11 protein-coding genes and 3 pseudogenes are annotated in these 15,369 nt (G+C 53.6%); 9 read left to right on the top strand and 5 right to left on the bottom strand.

Features of this window, described 5'->3' with window-relative positions; all coding sequences use genetic code 11:
- Positions 1-2: 2 nt before the first annotated feature.
- The 8 genes and pseudogenes from E2H98_RS00005 to E2H98_RS19510 form a co-directional block, all read left to right on the top strand.
- Positions 3-680, top strand: a pseudogene (locus E2H98_RS00005) (arsenic resistance protein); the annotation flags it as partial.
- A 21-nt stretch (positions 681-701) separates the two neighbouring features.
- Positions 702-1,112 carry an arsenate reductase ArsC gene (locus E2H98_RS00010; protein WP_133593025.1) on the top strand — a complete coding sequence of 137 codons (411 nt, stop codon included), beginning with the start codon at positions 702-704 and terminating at the stop codon, positions 1,110-1,112.
- A 36-nt stretch (positions 1,113-1,148) separates the two neighbouring features.
- Positions 1,149-2,153 carry an ArsJ-associated glyceraldehyde-3-phosphate dehydrogenase gene (locus E2H98_RS00015; RefSeq protein WP_133593027.1) on the top strand — a complete coding sequence of 335 codons (1,005 nt, stop codon included), beginning with the start codon at positions 1,149-1,151 and terminating at the stop codon, positions 2,151-2,153.
- Between the two features lie 11 nt (positions 2,154-2,164).
- The gene (arsJ, locus tag E2H98_RS00020) at positions 2,165-3,412 is read left to right on the top strand and encodes an organoarsenical effux MFS transporter ArsJ (protein ID WP_133593029.1); all 1,248 of its coding nucleotides are present in this window, start codon (positions 2,165-2,167) and stop codon (positions 3,410-3,412) included.
- A 5-nt stretch (positions 3,413-3,417) separates the two neighbouring features.
- On the top strand, positions 3,418-4,707 hold the full coding sequence (locus tag E2H98_RS00025; protein ID WP_133593031.1) for a hypothetical protein: 1,290 nt from the start codon (positions 3,418-3,420) through the stop codon (positions 4,705-4,707).
- A 40-nt stretch (positions 4,708-4,747) separates the two neighbouring features.
- A complete protein-coding gene (locus tag E2H98_RS00030) occupies positions 4,748-5,089 on the top strand; it encodes a YnfA family protein (protein WP_198325188.1) in 342 nt (113 codons plus the stop codon).
- A 50-nt stretch (positions 5,090-5,139) separates the two neighbouring features.
- A pseudogene (locus E2H98_RS00035) lies at positions 5,140-8,098 on the top strand (Tn3 family transposase).
- Between the two features lie 66 nt (positions 8,099-8,164).
- Entirely contained in the window at positions 8,165-8,263 is a 99-nt protein-coding gene (locus tag E2H98_RS19510; RefSeq protein ID WP_157591473.1) for an acetyl-CoA hydrolase/transferase C-terminal domain-containing protein, read from the top strand.
- Between the two features lie 612 nt (positions 8,264-8,875).
- Here the strand turns inward: E2H98_RS19510 and E2H98_RS19440 are convergent.
- Positions 8,876-9,160: a GAF domain-containing protein gene (locus tag E2H98_RS19440; RefSeq protein WP_269769306.1), complete on the bottom strand. Its 285-nt coding sequence runs from the start codon at positions 9,158-9,160 to the stop codon at positions 8,876-8,878.
- A gap of 25 nt (positions 9,161-9,185) precedes the next feature.
- On the opposite strand from E2H98_RS19440, the gene E2H98_RS00050 reads away from it, so the two are divergent.
- Positions 9,186-9,416 (top strand): GGDEF domain-containing protein, encoded by a 231-nt coding sequence (locus tag E2H98_RS00050; protein ID WP_157591187.1) that lies wholly within the window; start codon positions 9,186-9,188, stop codon positions 9,414-9,416.
- A 13-nt stretch (positions 9,417-9,429) separates the two neighbouring features.
- Here E2H98_RS00050 and E2H98_RS00055 read toward each other — a convergent pair.
- The 4 genes and pseudogenes from E2H98_RS00055 to arsJ (E2H98_RS00070) form a co-directional block, all read right to left on the bottom strand.
- Positions 9,430-12,389: pseudogene (locus E2H98_RS00055) on the bottom strand (Tn3 family transposase).
- Positions 12,390-12,439: 50 nt separating this feature from the next.
- Positions 12,440-12,781 (bottom strand): YnfA family protein, encoded by a 342-nt coding sequence (locus E2H98_RS00060; protein ID WP_198325188.1) that lies wholly within the window; start codon positions 12,779-12,781, stop codon positions 12,440-12,442.
- A 40-nt stretch (positions 12,782-12,821) separates the two neighbouring features.
- Entirely contained in the window at positions 12,822-14,111 is a 1,290-nt protein-coding gene (locus tag E2H98_RS00065) for a hypothetical protein (RefSeq protein WP_133593031.1), read from the bottom strand.
- Positions 14,112-14,116: 5 nt separating this feature from the next.
- On the bottom strand, positions 14,117-15,364 hold the full coding sequence (gene arsJ / locus E2H98_RS00070) for an organoarsenical effux MFS transporter ArsJ (protein ID WP_133593029.1): 1,248 nt from the start codon (positions 15,362-15,364) through the stop codon (positions 14,117-14,119).
- Positions 15,365-15,369 lie beyond the last annotated feature (5 nt).

Raw genomic sequence — 15,369 nt, forward strand, 5'->3', positions numbered from 1 at the left:
CGGGTGGCCACGATCATTACATCGCCGGATTGGTCGCGTTCAACAGCATTTTCCAGATCGCCTTTTTCAGCGTTTTCGCCTGGCTATTTCTTACCGTTCTACCGCCTTGGTTTGGGATACAGGGGCAGATCATTCCGATCAGTACCTGGGACATCGCCGAATCGGTGGCAATGTATTTGGGGCTCCCTTTAATCGCGGGTTTTCTCAGTCGTCGCTGGTTAACCCGCCGCTATGGACAGGAATGGTATCAACACCGTTTTCTTCCCCGTATCGGGCCGCTGACCTTGATCGCGCTGTTGTTCACCATCGTCGCCATGTTCAGTTTGCAGGGTGCGGCGGTTTGGCAACTACCGTTTGAAGTTTTACGCATCGCTGTGCCGCTGACGCTTTACTTCGTCGTGATGTTCGTCATCAGTTTTGCGATGGGCAAGTGGTTGGGCGTGGACTATCCACGCACCACGTCGATGGCCTTCACGGCCGCCAGCAACAACTTTGAGTTGGCGATCGCCGTTGCCATTGCCACCTTTGGTCTGGCTTCTCCGGTGGCATTCGCTACGGTTGTCGGCCCCCTGGTTGAGGTGCCCGTGTTGATCGCATTGGTCCATGTTGCGCACTGGTTTCGGCGGCGCTGGTTTCATGACACACACCGCAAAAACATTGCTGCGTCCAGCGCAGGATAACCCCTTGGAGTGGAAACTTTTATGAAACGCAAAGTGTTGTTCGTTTGCACCGAAAATGCCGCCCGCTCTCCAATGGCAGAAGCGATTTTACGGCAATTGGTTGGTGATCAGTTCGAGGCGTTCAGCGCCGGACATCAGCCAACACAATTACACCCAGAGGCCCTGCACGCCTTGCGAGAGCTGGACATCGATACGAGCGGGCTAAGCAGTAAATCACTGAGTAGCTTTATCGGTACCCATTTCGATTTTGTTATTACGCTTTGCGACAAGGCGAAGCAGGAATGCGACACCTTGCCCGGTGCCCATGAACGGATTGCCTGGGATTTTGAAGATCCGCGCACCAGTGCAGAGACAATGCCCTATCTGCGCACGGCCAAGGCCCTGCGCGAACGCATCAAACTGTTTGTACTGGTGCAAACGCGAAAGTCTTAGCAGATGAATGGCATTCACATTTTTTGAGGACACAAGATGACCATTAAAATCGGTATCAATGGCATGGGCCGGATGGGGCGCTTAGCGCTTCGCGCCGGGATGGACCATGACGAGTTGGCGTTTGTTCGTTGCAATGATCCTGCTGGCGATGCGGCCACCTTTGCGCACCTGTTGAATTTTGATTCGGTGCATGGCCGCTGGCATCATCAGGCGCAGGCCGTAGCCGATACCTTGCACATCGGTAAGCATAGGCTCGCCTTCTCGCGCCATAAGACACTGCAAGAAACCGATTGGTCGGATTGCGATGTGGTGATCGAAGCCAGTGGCAAGTTCAAGTCCACGGCCGCCTTGCAGCCTTACCTCGAACAAGGTGTAAAACGGGTGGTGGTCACGGCGCCGGTGAAAGAACCCGGCGTCCTGAACGTGGTCATGGGCGTCAATCATGACCGCTTCAATGCCGCCGAGCATCGCATTGTTACGGCCGCCTCCTGTACTACCAATTGCCTGGCGCCTGTGGTCAAAGTGGTGCATGAACACTTAGGCATTCGACATGGTTCAATGACCACCATTCACTGCCTGACCAACACCCAAACGATCATCGATGCCGCCCATAAAGATTGGCGCCGTGCACGTGCTTGCGGTGATTCGCTGATCCCGACCACGACCGGCTCTGCAACCGCGATTACCGAAATTTTTCCGGAATTGAAAGGCCGTTTGAATGGTCACGCCGTGCGCGTGCCCTTGACCGTTGCGTCATTGACCGATTGCGTGTTTGAGGTGAGTCGACCAACTACCGTCGACGAAGTCAACGCATTATTAAAAGCGGCCGCCGAAAGCGAACTGGCTGGCGTTCTTGGCTATGAAGAACGGCCGCTGGTGTCCATCGATTATCGTACCGATCCACGCTCAAGCATCATTGATGCGCCATCGACCATGGTCGTCAACGGCACGCAAGTCAAGATCTACGCCTGGTATGACAATGAGTGGGGTTACGTCAATCGGACCATTGAGCTTGTCCGCCTGGTTGGCGCGCCACGTTGAACCCCTCCGTCATGAACGCGCTACGCACCTTGCCGCCGGCTTGGCGGCAATATCTGGTAGTTACTGGCAACTACTGGCTGTTCACGCTCACCGATGGCGCCTTGCGGATGCTGGTGGTATTGCACTTTCACCAGCTCGGTTATGGTCCACTGGCCATTGCCATGTTGTTCTTGTTTTATGAGCTTTTTGGCGTATTGACCAATTTGTTTGGTGGTTGGCTCGGTGCTCGTGTGGGATTGAATCGGACCATGCAGGCCGGGTTGCTGATGCAAGTGTTGGCACTGATCATGTTGACCGCGCCGAGTGAGTGGTTGTCGGTACCGCTGGTGATGGCAGCGCAGGGCTTATCCGGGATTGCCAAAGATCTCAATAAAATGAGCGCCAAAAGCAGCATCAAACTGCTGGTACCGACTGAGCAACAAAGTCGACTCTACCGCTGGGTTGCCGCACTGACTGGTTCCAAGAACGCCCTCAAGGGCGTTGGATTTTTTGTTGGCGCAGCTTTGCTGGCCGTGCTGGGTTTTCGGGGCGCTGTCTTGACGATGGCGCTGGTGTTGTTCTGCACGTGGTTACTGAGCCGCTGGTGGTTGACCGCCGAGCTCGGTAAAGCCAAATACAAGCCAAAGTTTCGCGATGTCTGGTCCAAGAGTCGGGCGATCAACATCCTTTCGGCCGCGCGTTTGTTCCTGTTTGGTGCTCGCGACGTATGGTTCGTCGTCGCCTTGCCGGTTTATCTGAGCACCAGCCTCAACTGGAGTTTTTGGCAGGTTGGCGGTTTCCTGGCGTTGTGGATCATCGGTTATGGCATCGTGCAAGCACTGGCGCCAATGATCACCCGGCAAACGCACGACCAAGCCCCGTCGGCGCGCGTACCATTCAACTGGGCGTTGGCCTTAGCCATCGTCCCGGCCGGTATGGCATTGGTATTGCCCCTGGTTGACGTGCCTGCTTATGTGGTGATCGGTGGATTGCTGATATTCGGCGTGTTGTTTGCTATCAATTCCTCGTTGCACAGTTACTTGATTGTCAGCTTTGCCAAAGAGGACGGCGTGTCACTGGATGTCGGCTTCTATTACATGTCTAATGCTTGCGGGCGGTTGCTGGGAACGGTGTTGAGCGGGTGGTTATTCCAAGCGTTTGGTTTGATGCACTGCCTATGGGTTTCGGCAATGTTGCTACTGTCGGCCGCCGTCATCTCGTTGGCATTACCCTCACATCACGCGGCTTCGGCCCAGCCAACCGTCTCGTTGCCGGATTAACGTTGATGCCAACGCTCTCAACCGATCGCGAACCATCACGCAGCGTTCAGCTCGCTGAGTGGTTCAATCAGGGCTGTGCTTGCGTCAGCTTGAACCCCGAAGCATTGACCACAACGCTGGAACGGCAACTGGGTCCCGCACTCGCCAAAACGCTGGCACGCGACATGCCGGGCTTATTTTCACCGGTGGCGCTATTTTTACCAGCGGAAGAATTCCGCGCCATGCAGCAACTGATTGACACCGTGGAATCGGTCGTGCAACTGCCGGCGTATCAACAACAAGCCTTGCAAGCGGCGCCGATGATCGCCCGGCATACACCGGCGGCGCAGGCGGTGTTCATGGGGTATGACTTTCATCGTAACGGCTTGCAACCGAAGCTAATTGAAATCAATACCAACGCAGGGGGAGCCTATCTGAACGCCGCTTTGCAAAGCGCACAGCAAGCCTGTTGCGCGGACATGGCGGCATTGTTGCGAATACCGGTGACAGGTGATTTCGGGGCGAATGTGCTCGCGATGTTTCGGGAGGAGTGGTCGCGTGAGCGCGGTGATGCGCCGCTGCAACGGATCGCGATTGTCGATCAGCAACCAGCACAGCAGTTTTTGTATCCGGAGTTTGAGTTAGCGCGACAGTTGTTTGTTCGCGAAGGTATTGAGGCCATCATTACAGCGCCCGAACACCTGCGTTTTCACAGCAACCGGCTTTGGCATGCAGATCAGCCCATCGATCTAGTCTACAATCGATTGACGGATTTTTTTCTCGAAGATGCCGCGCATGAGGCCTTACGCGAAGCTTATATAGAGCGCGCCGTGGTGTTGACACCACACCCCCATGCTTATGCATTGTTCGCCAACAAACACAATTTGGTCTACCTGAGCGATCCCGCGTGTTGGCGTGCATGGCAGCTTTCTGAGCAACAGCAGAGCGTACTCGCAAAACACATTCCCAAAACCATCGCCGTGAACCCAAATCATGCCGAGCCGCTCTGGCAGGAACGACGACAATGGTTTTTTAAACCTGCTCAAGGCTTTGGTAGCAAGGCCAGTTACCGTGGGGATAAATTGACCCGCTCGACCTTTGCCGGCATCGTAGCGGGTGATTACGTCGCCCAGCACATCGCCCCGCCGACTGAGCGCATCGTCAATCAACATGAACACGCCATCAGCATGAAAACCGATGTCCGCATTTATCGTTACGCGGGGCGAACGCTGCTGGTCGCCGCCCGGCTGTATCAGGGCCAAACCACCAATATGCGGACGCCTGGCGGTGGCTTTGCGGCAGTCTATTTGACTTGAACCGCCGCTTGATGGAACGAATGCATTTACTGGCATCACGATGATCGAAAAACTCTACCTTACCGGTCTATTTGCCGTGACGGCACTCGCGGAAATCGTGGGGTGTTATTTGCCATGGCTCGTCGTAAAACAAGGGAAAAGCCCCTGGTTGTTGCTACCGGCCGCGGTATCACTCGCTTTGTTTGCCGGGCTGTTGACACTGCATCCGAGTGCTGCCGGACGCACTTACGCGGCGTATGGTGGCATGTATATTTCCATTGCGTTGGCGTGGCTGTATTGGATAGAAGGTGTTGCGCTTACTCGTTGGGATGTGGCCGGCGCCATCGTTGCGTTGCTCGGCATGAGCATTATCGCCTTTCAACCCGTGACGGACGTTGGATGAACATACATCAAACGGCATGGGCATTGAGCCAAACTGAATAAGGATCTGCGTTGCTCAGAGAAACCGCCTATCCGCAGCTTCCTGCGCAGCCGACTCAGCGTGAGCTGGACACGGTTTTTACCCCAACGGCAGACGAACTGTCGCGTGCGCGCGCCGCTTTTCGGCGCAGCCTTGCTCGCGCCTGCGTCTTGGTGCAATGGAAGCTCTTGCAACGCTTGGGCTACGTTGTGCCACTGACCAGCGTCCCCACCATCATCATTCAACATATTTGCCGTCAAGCAAAGCTGAACGCTCCGCGCCGCGCGCAATTGCAAGCCTATGACGCTTCAGGGGAGCGATCACGTCATTTGCACTGGTTACGTGCTGAGCTCAATCTTCGCAGTCTTGATCCGCATGCGAGTGCCTGGTTGAAAGAGCGGGCCATTTCAGCCGCGACCAGCAAGCAGGAATTGCCTGACATCATCAATGTGATGCTGGAAGAACTGGTTCGTCATCGCTATGAACTTCCAGGATTCACGGTGCTGCAGCGCTTGGCCCGACATGCCAGGAATCAGGTGAATGCCGAGATTTTTCAGCGGGTCAATCAAGCGTTATCGAGCGAGTGCGCGGATCGGTTGGAGCAGTTGTTGCAGGCGCGTGCGAAAAAGAGCAACTGGGAAAGACTAAAGCGCGAACCGAAGCGTCCGACGGTGCGCGAGTTGGCCAGCTACCTAGAACATTTGCATTGGTTACGTGGCAAGCGTTCGACTTACCGGATACCCGGTTTATCGCCGCGACCAAACGCGTACAACTGAACCGCGAAGCGCAAGCCTTAAACGTGGCCGAAATGCGTAGCCTTGCTATCGATAAGCGCCGCACGCTGCTGGTCTTGCTGGTGCAATCGCAACTCGGTAAAGCCATGGATGATATCGTAGAGATGTTCGTCAAGAGCATGAGCAGTTTGCACCATGTCGCCAGCGAAAACTTGAAAAGCTATCACTTACATCAAGTAAAACAAACCGAACGTTTAATCGGCCAGTTCCGGGATGTACTGTCAGCGCTACAGCAAGACGAAGATGACCAAATTCGGGTAAAGGCGATTGAGCAGGCGTTGCTGGAATCCCCGGACCAACTGATTGCTCAATGCGAAGAGCACATGGCCTTTGCCAATAATAATTATTTTCCCTTTATGCTCCGACCGTATCGGGCCAAACGCCGGTTACTGCTCGAATGCCTCTCGATCATGCAGTTAAGATCGAGCTCTCAAGATCGTTCCTTGACGCTCGCCGTGGAGTGGGTGCTTGGACACCGCCATAGTAGACAAGAGTATCTGGAACTTCGGCCTCCCGTTTCCATGCCATTGCAATGGGTACCGGAAAGGTGGCGGGGACTTATCAATGCCTCGAACGATAGCTCAAGTGGTGTGCAAACTTTGCATCGCAAGTACTTCGAGCTGTGCGTGCTCACCCACGTAATGCAAGAGCTGAAATCGGGGGATTTGTACCTGGAAAACAGCGAGCAATACCACGATTTTCGTGAAGACTTCATTTCATTGCAGGAACTTGACACTGAGTTGCCCTTGTACAGCGAGCTAGTCCACCTTCCGGCCAACGCCAGGCAATTCACGGAACGACTCAAAGCCGAGCTGCTGGCCACGGCAACCCAGAGTGATGAACACTTTCCAGACAATGCTCACGTGCGGTTCAGTGAATCGGGATTGGTGCTCAGTCGTCCAGAACGTCAAGAGCCACCCCAAGCCGTGGCGCAACTCGATCCGCTGCTTACCGATTCATTGGGACACGCCAACATCCTGGATGTCCTTGCCGAAACCGAACGATGGCTCGATCTACACAAATGCTTCGGTCCTTTATCCGGTTTCGAAGCCAAAATAGACGATCCGCGCAAGCGCTTCATCACCACATTGTTTTGCTATGGCTGCAACCTGGGCCCAAGCCAAACCGCCCGATCGGTGAAAGGGCTGAGCCGCAAACAAGTGGCGTGGCTAAACTTGAAATATGTAACCGAAGAGCGATTGGATAAAGCCATCGTTAAGGTGGTGAACGCATTCAACCGCTTCACGTTACCGAAGTTCTGGGGAAGCGGTCAGCATGTTTCGGCTGATGGCACCAAGTGGTCAGTGTACGAGCAGAATCTTTTATCGGAATACCACATTCGTTACGGTGGCTATGGAGGCATTGGCTATTATCATGTCTCCGATCGGTATATCGCCTTGTTTAGCCATTTTATTCCGTGTGGCGTGCACGAGGCGGTGTACATCCTTGATGGATTGTTGCGCAATGAATCCGAGATCCAGCCGGATACCGTCCATGGCGACACTCAAGCCCAAAGTGCTCCAGTATTCGGATTGTCGTATCTCCTCGGCATTAAACTGATGCCCAGAATTCGGAACATCAAAGATCTGGTGTTTTTTCGGCCGGACAAAGCGACACGTTATCAACACATCGATAGTTTGTTCCGAGACAGTATTGATTGGGAGTTGATTGAACGTCACTACCTCGATTTGATGCGTGTAGCGATCTCGATAAAATCCGGGAGAATCACCCCGTCGACCTTGCTGCGCCGTTTGGGAACGGCGAGCCGAAAAAATCGCCTGTACTATGCGTTTCGGGAGCTGGGGCGGGTGGTCAGGACCAAATTTTTATTGCAATACATCATGGACATTGAACTTCGTCGTACCATTCATGCGGCCACCAACAAAAGCGAGCAATTCAATGACTTTGCCAAATGGCTGTTCTTTGGTGGTCAGGGCATCATTGCAGAAATATTCGGCACGAGCAGCGAAAAGTCATCAAGTACAACCACTTGGTTGCCAACATGATCATCCTGAATAACGTCCATCGCATGACAACATCGTTAAAGCACCTACGACAAAGCGGTTTTGAAATTAACGAGAAGGTCTTGGCTGCTCTGGCCCCATACCGCACCACACATATCAATCGATTCGGTGACTACACACTCGACTTGGAGCGAGCAGTGGAACCCCCAAGTTTTGGCTTGAGTATTCTTTAGATAATTCAGTAGGTTAGCCGAGTTTTTGGCGAAAATTTCCGGAATCCCGGCCAACCCTCCAGATCGCTGCGCGAACGTGCTGCAGCGTTGATTGCAGTAGCCCACCCGAAGTTTCGCGACTCACTAGCTGAGGCGGCGCGCAAGGTTTGGCGATTGGCCTGCTGACGGCTAGAGGCCTCGACAGCGAACACTTCTCTCATCTGAAATCCCACAACTGGGATTTTTTTTTGGGGGAAACAGTTTTTTGCTTCCTCCTTGTTTCATTGTTAGCATTCGGTTCGATCCACTGAAAATCGTGGTTCCAGAAGGAATAAAAAAACGGGATGGTGGAACATCCCGTTTTTGAGTCCATCAAGGAGGACCAACCCTTGGCAACCAACAATGATGTCTGCTAGTTGTCTTTACTAACGAACGCTACCGTACATCGAATTGGTTGCCGGCTTCAACAACTTTTGTTGACAACTGTCAACTAAGGCAAACAAACGATGACCACCATAAAAGCACTAGAACTAGCAATTTTGCTGGTAAAAGTCGGCCTTCATCTGTTGGATTGGATGAAGAAACCTAAGCCGTAGTACGTAGCCAGGCCGCCGTCGAGCGGCCTTCTTCATCTTCCTGTAATAGCGCATAATGTATATTATGTTAAATAAAATGCGTGAAACGCCGGCCGCTTGCAAAGCCTATTGACCGTTCTAACCTTCTATTGAGATGCGTGCTCGACCGCCCGTTGATTGACCTTCAGCGCTGCCAGGCGTTGTTCCGACGGTTATCGAACTACTACGTCGAAGTGTTGAATCGGTAGCTCATGATCGTTCCCGATGCAGTGATCTTCTGTTCGAGTATCAACAGGCTGCGCCGGAGCTCCATTTGCGTCATGACCTGACGCGCCAACGCCGTCAGCACATCCAGTTGCGCCGACTCAAGCTGCCTTGGCACCTGATCAAAAACACAAAGTGTGCCGAGTGCTTCGCCAGTTGGCGTCACCAGTGGCACACCGGCATAAAAGCGAATTCCTGGTTCGCCGGTGACGAGAGGATTATCGCGAAAACGCGAATCGGCCACTGAGCGCGATCGATACCGTTCTAAAATGGAAGCGTATCAACGGGAAATGGAAAAACGGTTTGAGCAAATCGAGCTTCAGAGTTCAACGGATGGCCTCACCGGCCTGAAGAATCGGTGGGCGTTTGATCTCCGGCTGGAAGAAGAGTTTTCCCGTACCACACGTAACGCTGCCCCACTCGCTCTTGCGCTGCTCGATGTCGACTCCTTCAAGAGGGTTGGCCGGGATTCCGGAAATTTTCGCCAAAAACTCGGCTAACCTACTGAATTATCTAAAGAATACTCAAGCCAAAACTTGGGGGTTCCACTGCTCGCTCCAAGTCGAGTGTGTAGTCACCGAATCGATTGATATGTGTGGTGCGGTATGGGGCCAGAGCAGCCAAGACCTTCTCGTTAATTTCAAAACCGCTTTGTCGTAGGTGCTTTAACGATGTTGTCATGCGATGGACGTTATTCAGGATGATCATGTTGGCAACCAAGTGGTTGTACTTGATGACTTTTCGCTGCTCGTGCCGAATATTTTCTGCAATGATGCCCTGACCACCAAAGAACAGCCATTTGGCAAAGTCATTGAATTGCTCGCTTTTGTTGGTGGCCGCATGAATGGTACGACGAAGTTCAATGTCCATGATGTATTGCAATAAAAATTTGGTCCTGACCACCCGCCCCAGCTCCCGAAACGCATAGTACAGGCGATTTTTTCGGCTCGCCGTTCCCAAACGGCGCAGCAAGGTCGACGGGGTGATTCTCCCGGATTTTATCGAGATCGCTACACGCATCAAATCGAGGTAGTGACGTTCAATCAACTCCCAATCAATACTGTCTCGGAACAAACTATCGATGTGTTGATAACGTGTCGCTTTGTCCGGCCGAAAAAACACCAGATCTTTGATGTTCCGAATTCTGGCATCAGTTTAATGCCGAGGAGATACGACAATCCGAATACTGGAGCACTTTGGGCTTGAGTGTCGCCATGGACGGTATCCGGCTGGATCTCGGATTCATTGCGCAACAATCCATCAAGGATGTACACCGCCTCGTGCACGCCACACGGAATAAAATGGCTAAACAAGGCGATATACCGATCGGAGACATGATAATAGCCAATGCCTCCATAGCCACCGTAACGAATGTGGTATTCCGATAAAAGATTCTGCTCGTACACTGACCACTTGGTGCCATCAGCCGAAACATGCTGACCGCTTCCCCAGAACTTCGGTAACGTGAAGCGGTTGAATGCGTTCACCACCTTAACGATGGCTTTATCCAATCGCTCTTCGGTTACATATTTCAAGTTTAGCCACGCCACTTGTTTGCGGCTCAGCCCTTTCACCGATCGGGCGGTTTGGCTTGGGCCCAGGTTGCAGCCATAGCAAAACAATGTGGTGATGAAGCGCTTGCGCGGATCGTCTATTTTGGCTTCGAAACCGGATAAAGGACCGAAGCATTTGTGTAGATCGAGCCATCGTTCGGTTTCGGCAAGGACATCCAGGATGTTGGCGTGTCCCAATGAATCGGTAAGCAGCGGATCGAGTTGCGCCACGGCTTGGGGTGGCTCTTGACGTTCTGGACGACTGAGCACCAATCCCGATTCACTGAACCGCACGTGAGCATTGTCTGGAAAGTGTTCATCACTCTGGGTTGCCGTGGCCAGCAGCTCGGCTTTGAGTCGTTCCGTGAATTGCCTGGCGTTGGCCGGAAGGTGGACTAGCTCGCTGTACAAGGGCAACTCAGTGTCAAGTTCCTGCAATGAAATGAAGTCTTCACGAAAATCGTGGTATTGCTCGCTGTTTTCCAGGTACAAATCCCCCGATTTCAGCTCTTGCATTACGTGGGTGAGCACGCACAGCTCGAAGTACTTGCGATGCAAAGTTTGCACACCACTTGAGCTATCGTTCGAGGCATTGATAAGTCCCCGCCACCTTTCCGGTACCCATTGCAATGGCATGGAAACGGGAGGCCGAAGTTCCAGATACTCTTGTCTACTATGGCGGTGTCCAAGCACCCACTCCACGGCGAGCGTCAAGGAACGATCTTGAGAGCTCGATCTTAACTGCATGATCGAGAGGCATTCGAGCAGTAACCGGCGTTTGGCCCGATACGGTCGGAGCATAAAGGGAAAATAATTATTATTGGCAAAGGCCATGTGCTCTTCGCATTGAGCAATCAGTTGGTCCGGGGATTCCAGCAACGCCTGCTCAATCGCCTTTACCCGAATTTGGTCATCTTCGTCTTGCTGTAGCGCTGACAGTACATCCCGGAACTGGCCGATTAAACGTTCGGTTTGTTTTACTTGATGTAAGTGATAGCTTTTCAAGTTTTCGCTGGCGACATGGTGCAAACTGCTCATGCTCTTGACGAACATCTCTACGATATCATCCATGGCTTTACCGAGTTGCGATTGCACCAGCAAGACCAGCAGCGTGCGGCGCTTATCGATAGCAAGGCTACGCATTTCGGCCACGTTTAAGGCTTGCGCTTCGCGGTTCAGTTGTACGCGTTTGGTCGCGGCGATAAACCGGGTATCCGGTAAGTCGAACGCTTGCCCACGTAACCAATGCAAATGTTCTAGGTAGCTGGCCAACTCGCGCACCGTCGGACGCTTCGGTTCGCGCTTTAGTCTTTCCCAGTTGCTCTTTTTCGCACGCGCCTGCAACAACTGCTCCAACCGATCCGCGCACTCGCTCGATAACGCTTGATTGACCCGCTGAAAAATCTCGGCATTCACCTGATTCCTGGCATGTCGGGCCAAGCGCTGCAGCACCGTGAATCCTGGAAGTTCATAGCGATGACGAACCAGTTCTTCCAGCATCACATTGATGATGTCAGGCAATTCCTGCTTGCTGGTCGCGGCTGAAATGGCCCGCTCTTTCAACCAGGCACTCGCATGCGGATCAAGACTGCGAAGATTGAGCTCAGCACGTAACCAGTGCAAATGACGTGATCGCTCCCCTGAAGCGTCATAGGCTTGCAATTGCGCGCGGCGCGGAGCGTTCAGCTTTGCTTGACGGCAAATATGTTGAATGATGATGGTGGGGACGCTGGTCAGTGGCACAACGTAGCCCAAGCGTTGCAAGAGCTTCCATTGCACCAAGACGCAGGCGCGAGCAAGGCTGCGCCGAAAAGCGGCGCGCGCACGCGACAGTTCGTCTGCCGTTGGGGTAAAAACCGTGTCCAGCTCACGCTGAGTCGGCTGCGCAGGAAGCTGCGGATAGGCGGTTTCTCTGAGCAACGCAGATCCTTATTCAGTTTGGCTCAATGCCCATGCCGTTTGATGTATGTTCATCCAACGTCCGTCACGGGTTGAAAGGCGATAATGCTCATGCCGAGCAACGCAACGATGGCGCCGGCCACATCCCAACGAGTAAGCGCAACACCTTCTATCCAATACAGCCACGCCAACGCAATGGAAATATACATGCCACCATACGCCGCGTAAGTGCGTCCGGCAGCACTCGGATGCAGTGTCAACAGCCCGGCAAACAAAGCGAGTGATACCGCGGCCGGTAGCAACAACCAGGGGCTTTTCCCTTGTTTTACGACGAGCCATGGCAAATAACACCCCACGATTTCCGCGAGTGCCGTCACGGCAAATAGACCGGTAAGGTAGAGTTTTTCGATCATCGTGATGCCAGTAAATGCATTCGTTCCATCAAGCGGCGGTTCAAGTCAAATAGACTGCCGCAAAGCCACCGCCAGGCGTCCGCATATTGGTGGTTTGGCCCTGATACAGCCGGGCGGCGACCAGCAGCGTTCGCCCCGCGTAACGATAAATGCGGACATCGGTTTTCATGCTGATGGCGTGTTCATGTTGATTGACGATGCGCTCAGTCGGCGGGGCGATGTGCTGGGCGACGTAATCACCCGCTACGATGCCGGCAAAGGTCGAGCGGGTCAATTTATCCCCACGGTAACTGGCCTTGCTACCAAAGCCTTGAGCAGGTTTAAAAAACCATTGTCGTCGTTCCTGCCAGAGCGGCTCGGCATGATTTGGGTTCACGGCGATGGTTTTGGGAATGTGTTTTGCGAGTACGCTCTGCTGTTGCTCAGAAAGCTGCCATGCACGCCAACACGCGGGATCGCTCAGGTAGACCAAATTGTGTTTGTTGGCGAACAATGCATAAGCATGGGGGTGTGGTGTCAACACCACGGCGCGCTCTATATAAGCTTCGCGTAAGGCCTCATGCGCGGCATCTTCGAGAAAAAAATCCGTCAATCGATTGTAGACTAGATCGATGGGCTGATCTGCATGCCAAAGCCGGTTGCTGTGAAAACGCAGGTGTTCGGGCGCTGTAATGATGGCCTCAATACCTTCGCGAACAAACAACTGTCGCGCTAACTCAAACTCCGGATACAAAAACTGCTGTGCTGGTTGCTGATCGACAATCGCGATCCGTTGCAGCGGCGCATCACCGCGCTCACGCGACCACTCCTCCCGAAACATCGCGAGCACATTCGCCCCGAAATCACCTGTCACCGGTATTCGCAACAATGCCGCCATGTCCGCGCAACAGGCTTGCTGTGCGCTTTGCAAAGCGGCGTTCAGATAGGCTCCCCCTGCGTTGGTATTGATTTCAATTAGCTTCGGTTGCAAGCCGTTACGATGAAAGTCATACCCCATGAACACCGCCTGCGCCGCCGGTGTATGCCGGGCGATCATCGGCGCCGCTTGCAAGGCTTGTTGTTGATACGCCGGCAGTTGCACGACCGATTCCACGGTGTCAATCAGTTGCTGCATGGCGCGGAATTCTTCCGCTGGTAAAAATAGCGCCACCGGTGAAAATAAGCCCGGCATGTCGCGTGCCAGCGTTTTGGCGAGTGCGGGACCCAGTTGCCGTTCCAGCGTTGTGGTCAATGCTTCGGGGTTCAAGCTGACGCAAGCACAGCCCTGATTGAACCACTCAGCGAGCTGAACGCTGCGTGATGGTTCGCGATCGGTTGAGAGCGTTGGCATCAACGTTAATCCGGCAACGAGACGGTTGGCTGGGCCGAAGCCGCGTGATGTGAGGGTAATGCCAACGAGATGACGGCGGCCGACAGTAGCAACATTGCCGAAACCCATAGGCAGTGCATCAAACCAAACGCTTGGAATAACCACCCGCTCAACACCGTTCCCAGCAACCGCCCGCAAGCATTAGACATGTAATAGAAGCCGACATCCAGTGACACGCCGTCCTCTTTGGCAAAGCTGACAATCAAGTAACTGTGCAACGAGGAATTGATAGCAAACAACACGCCGAATATCAGCAATCCACCGATCACCACATAAGCAGGCACGTCAACCAGGGGCAATACCAATGCCATACCGGCCGGGACGATGGCTAAGGCCAACGCCCAGTTGAATGGTACGCGCGCCGACGGGGCTTGGTCGTGCGTTTGCCGGGTGATCATTGGCGCCAGTGCTTGCACGATGCCATAACCGATGATCCACAACGCCAGGAAACCGCCAACCTGCCAAAAACTCCAGTTGAGGCTGGTGCTCAGATAAACCGGCAAGGCGACGACGAACCATACGTCGCGAGCACCAAACAGGAACAAACGCGCGGCCGAAAGGATGTTGATCGCCCGACTCTTGGACCAGACATCGCGAAACTTTGGCTTGTATTTGGCTTTACCGAGCTCGGCGGTCAACCACCAGCGGCTCAGTAACCACGTGCAGAACAACACCAGCGCCATCGTCAAGACAGCGCCCCGAAAACCCAGCACGGCCAGCAAAGCTGCGCCAACAAAAAATCCAACGCCCTTGAGGGCGTTCTTGGAACCAGTCAGTGCGGCAACCCAGCGGTAGAGTCGACTTTGTTGCTCAGTCGGTACCAGCAGTTTGATGCTGCTTTTGGCGCTCATTTTATTGAGATCTTTGGCAATCCCGGATAAGCCCTGCGCTGCCATCACCAGCGGTACCGACAACCACTCACTCGGCGCGGTCAACATGATCAGTGCCAACACTTGCATCAGCAACCCGGCCTGCATGGTCCGATTCAATCCCACACGAGCACCGAGCCAACCACCAAACAAATTGGTCAATACGCCAAAAAGCTCATAAAACAAGAACAACATGGCAATGGCCAGTGGACCATAACCGAGCTGGTGAAAGTGCAATACCACCAGCATCCGCAAGGCGCCATCGGTGAGCGTGAACAGCCAGTAGTTGCCAGTAACTACCAGATATTGCCGCCAAGCCGGCGGCAAGGTGCGTAGCGCGTTCATGACGG

The sequence above is a fragment of the Permianibacter aggregans genome (genome assembly GCF_009756665.1).
Classification (GTDB): Bacteria; Pseudomonadota; Gammaproteobacteria; order Enterobacterales; family Permianibacteraceae; genus Permianibacter; species Permianibacter aggregans.

Bases quoted from the DNA above. Each gene is read 5' to 3' on its own strand.
- E2H98_RS00010 (WP_133593025.1), top strand. From the start codon at position 702: ATGAAACGCAAAGTGTTGTTCGTTTGCACCGAAAATGCCGCCCGCTCT.
- E2H98_RS00015 (WP_133593027.1), top strand. From the start codon at position 1,149: ATGACCATTAAAATCGGTATCAATGGCATGGGCCGGATGGGGCGCTTA.
- arsJ (WP_133593029.1), top strand. From the start codon at position 2,165: ATGAACGCGCTACGCACCTTGCCGCCGGCTTGGCGGCAATATCTGGTA.
- E2H98_RS00025 (WP_133593031.1), top strand. From the start codon at position 3,418: ATGCCAACGCTCTCAACCGATCGCGAACCATCACGCAGCGTTCAGCTC.
- E2H98_RS00030 (WP_198325188.1), top strand. From the start codon at position 4,748: ATGATCGAAAAACTCTACCTTACCGGTCTATTTGCCGTGACGGCACTC.
- E2H98_RS00050 (WP_157591187.1), top strand. From the start codon at position 9,186: ATGGAAGCGTATCAACGGGAAATGGAAAAACGGTTTGAGCAAATCGAG.
- E2H98_RS00060 (WP_198325188.1), bottom strand. From the start codon at position 12,781: ATGATCGAAAAACTCTACCTTACCGGTCTATTTGCCGTGACGGCACTC.
- E2H98_RS00065 (WP_133593031.1), bottom strand. From the start codon at position 14,111: ATGCCAACGCTCTCAACCGATCGCGAACCATCACGCAGCGTTCAGCTC.
- arsJ (WP_133593029.1), bottom strand. From the start codon at position 15,364: ATGAACGCGCTACGCACCTTGCCGCCGGCTTGGCGGCAATATCTGGTA.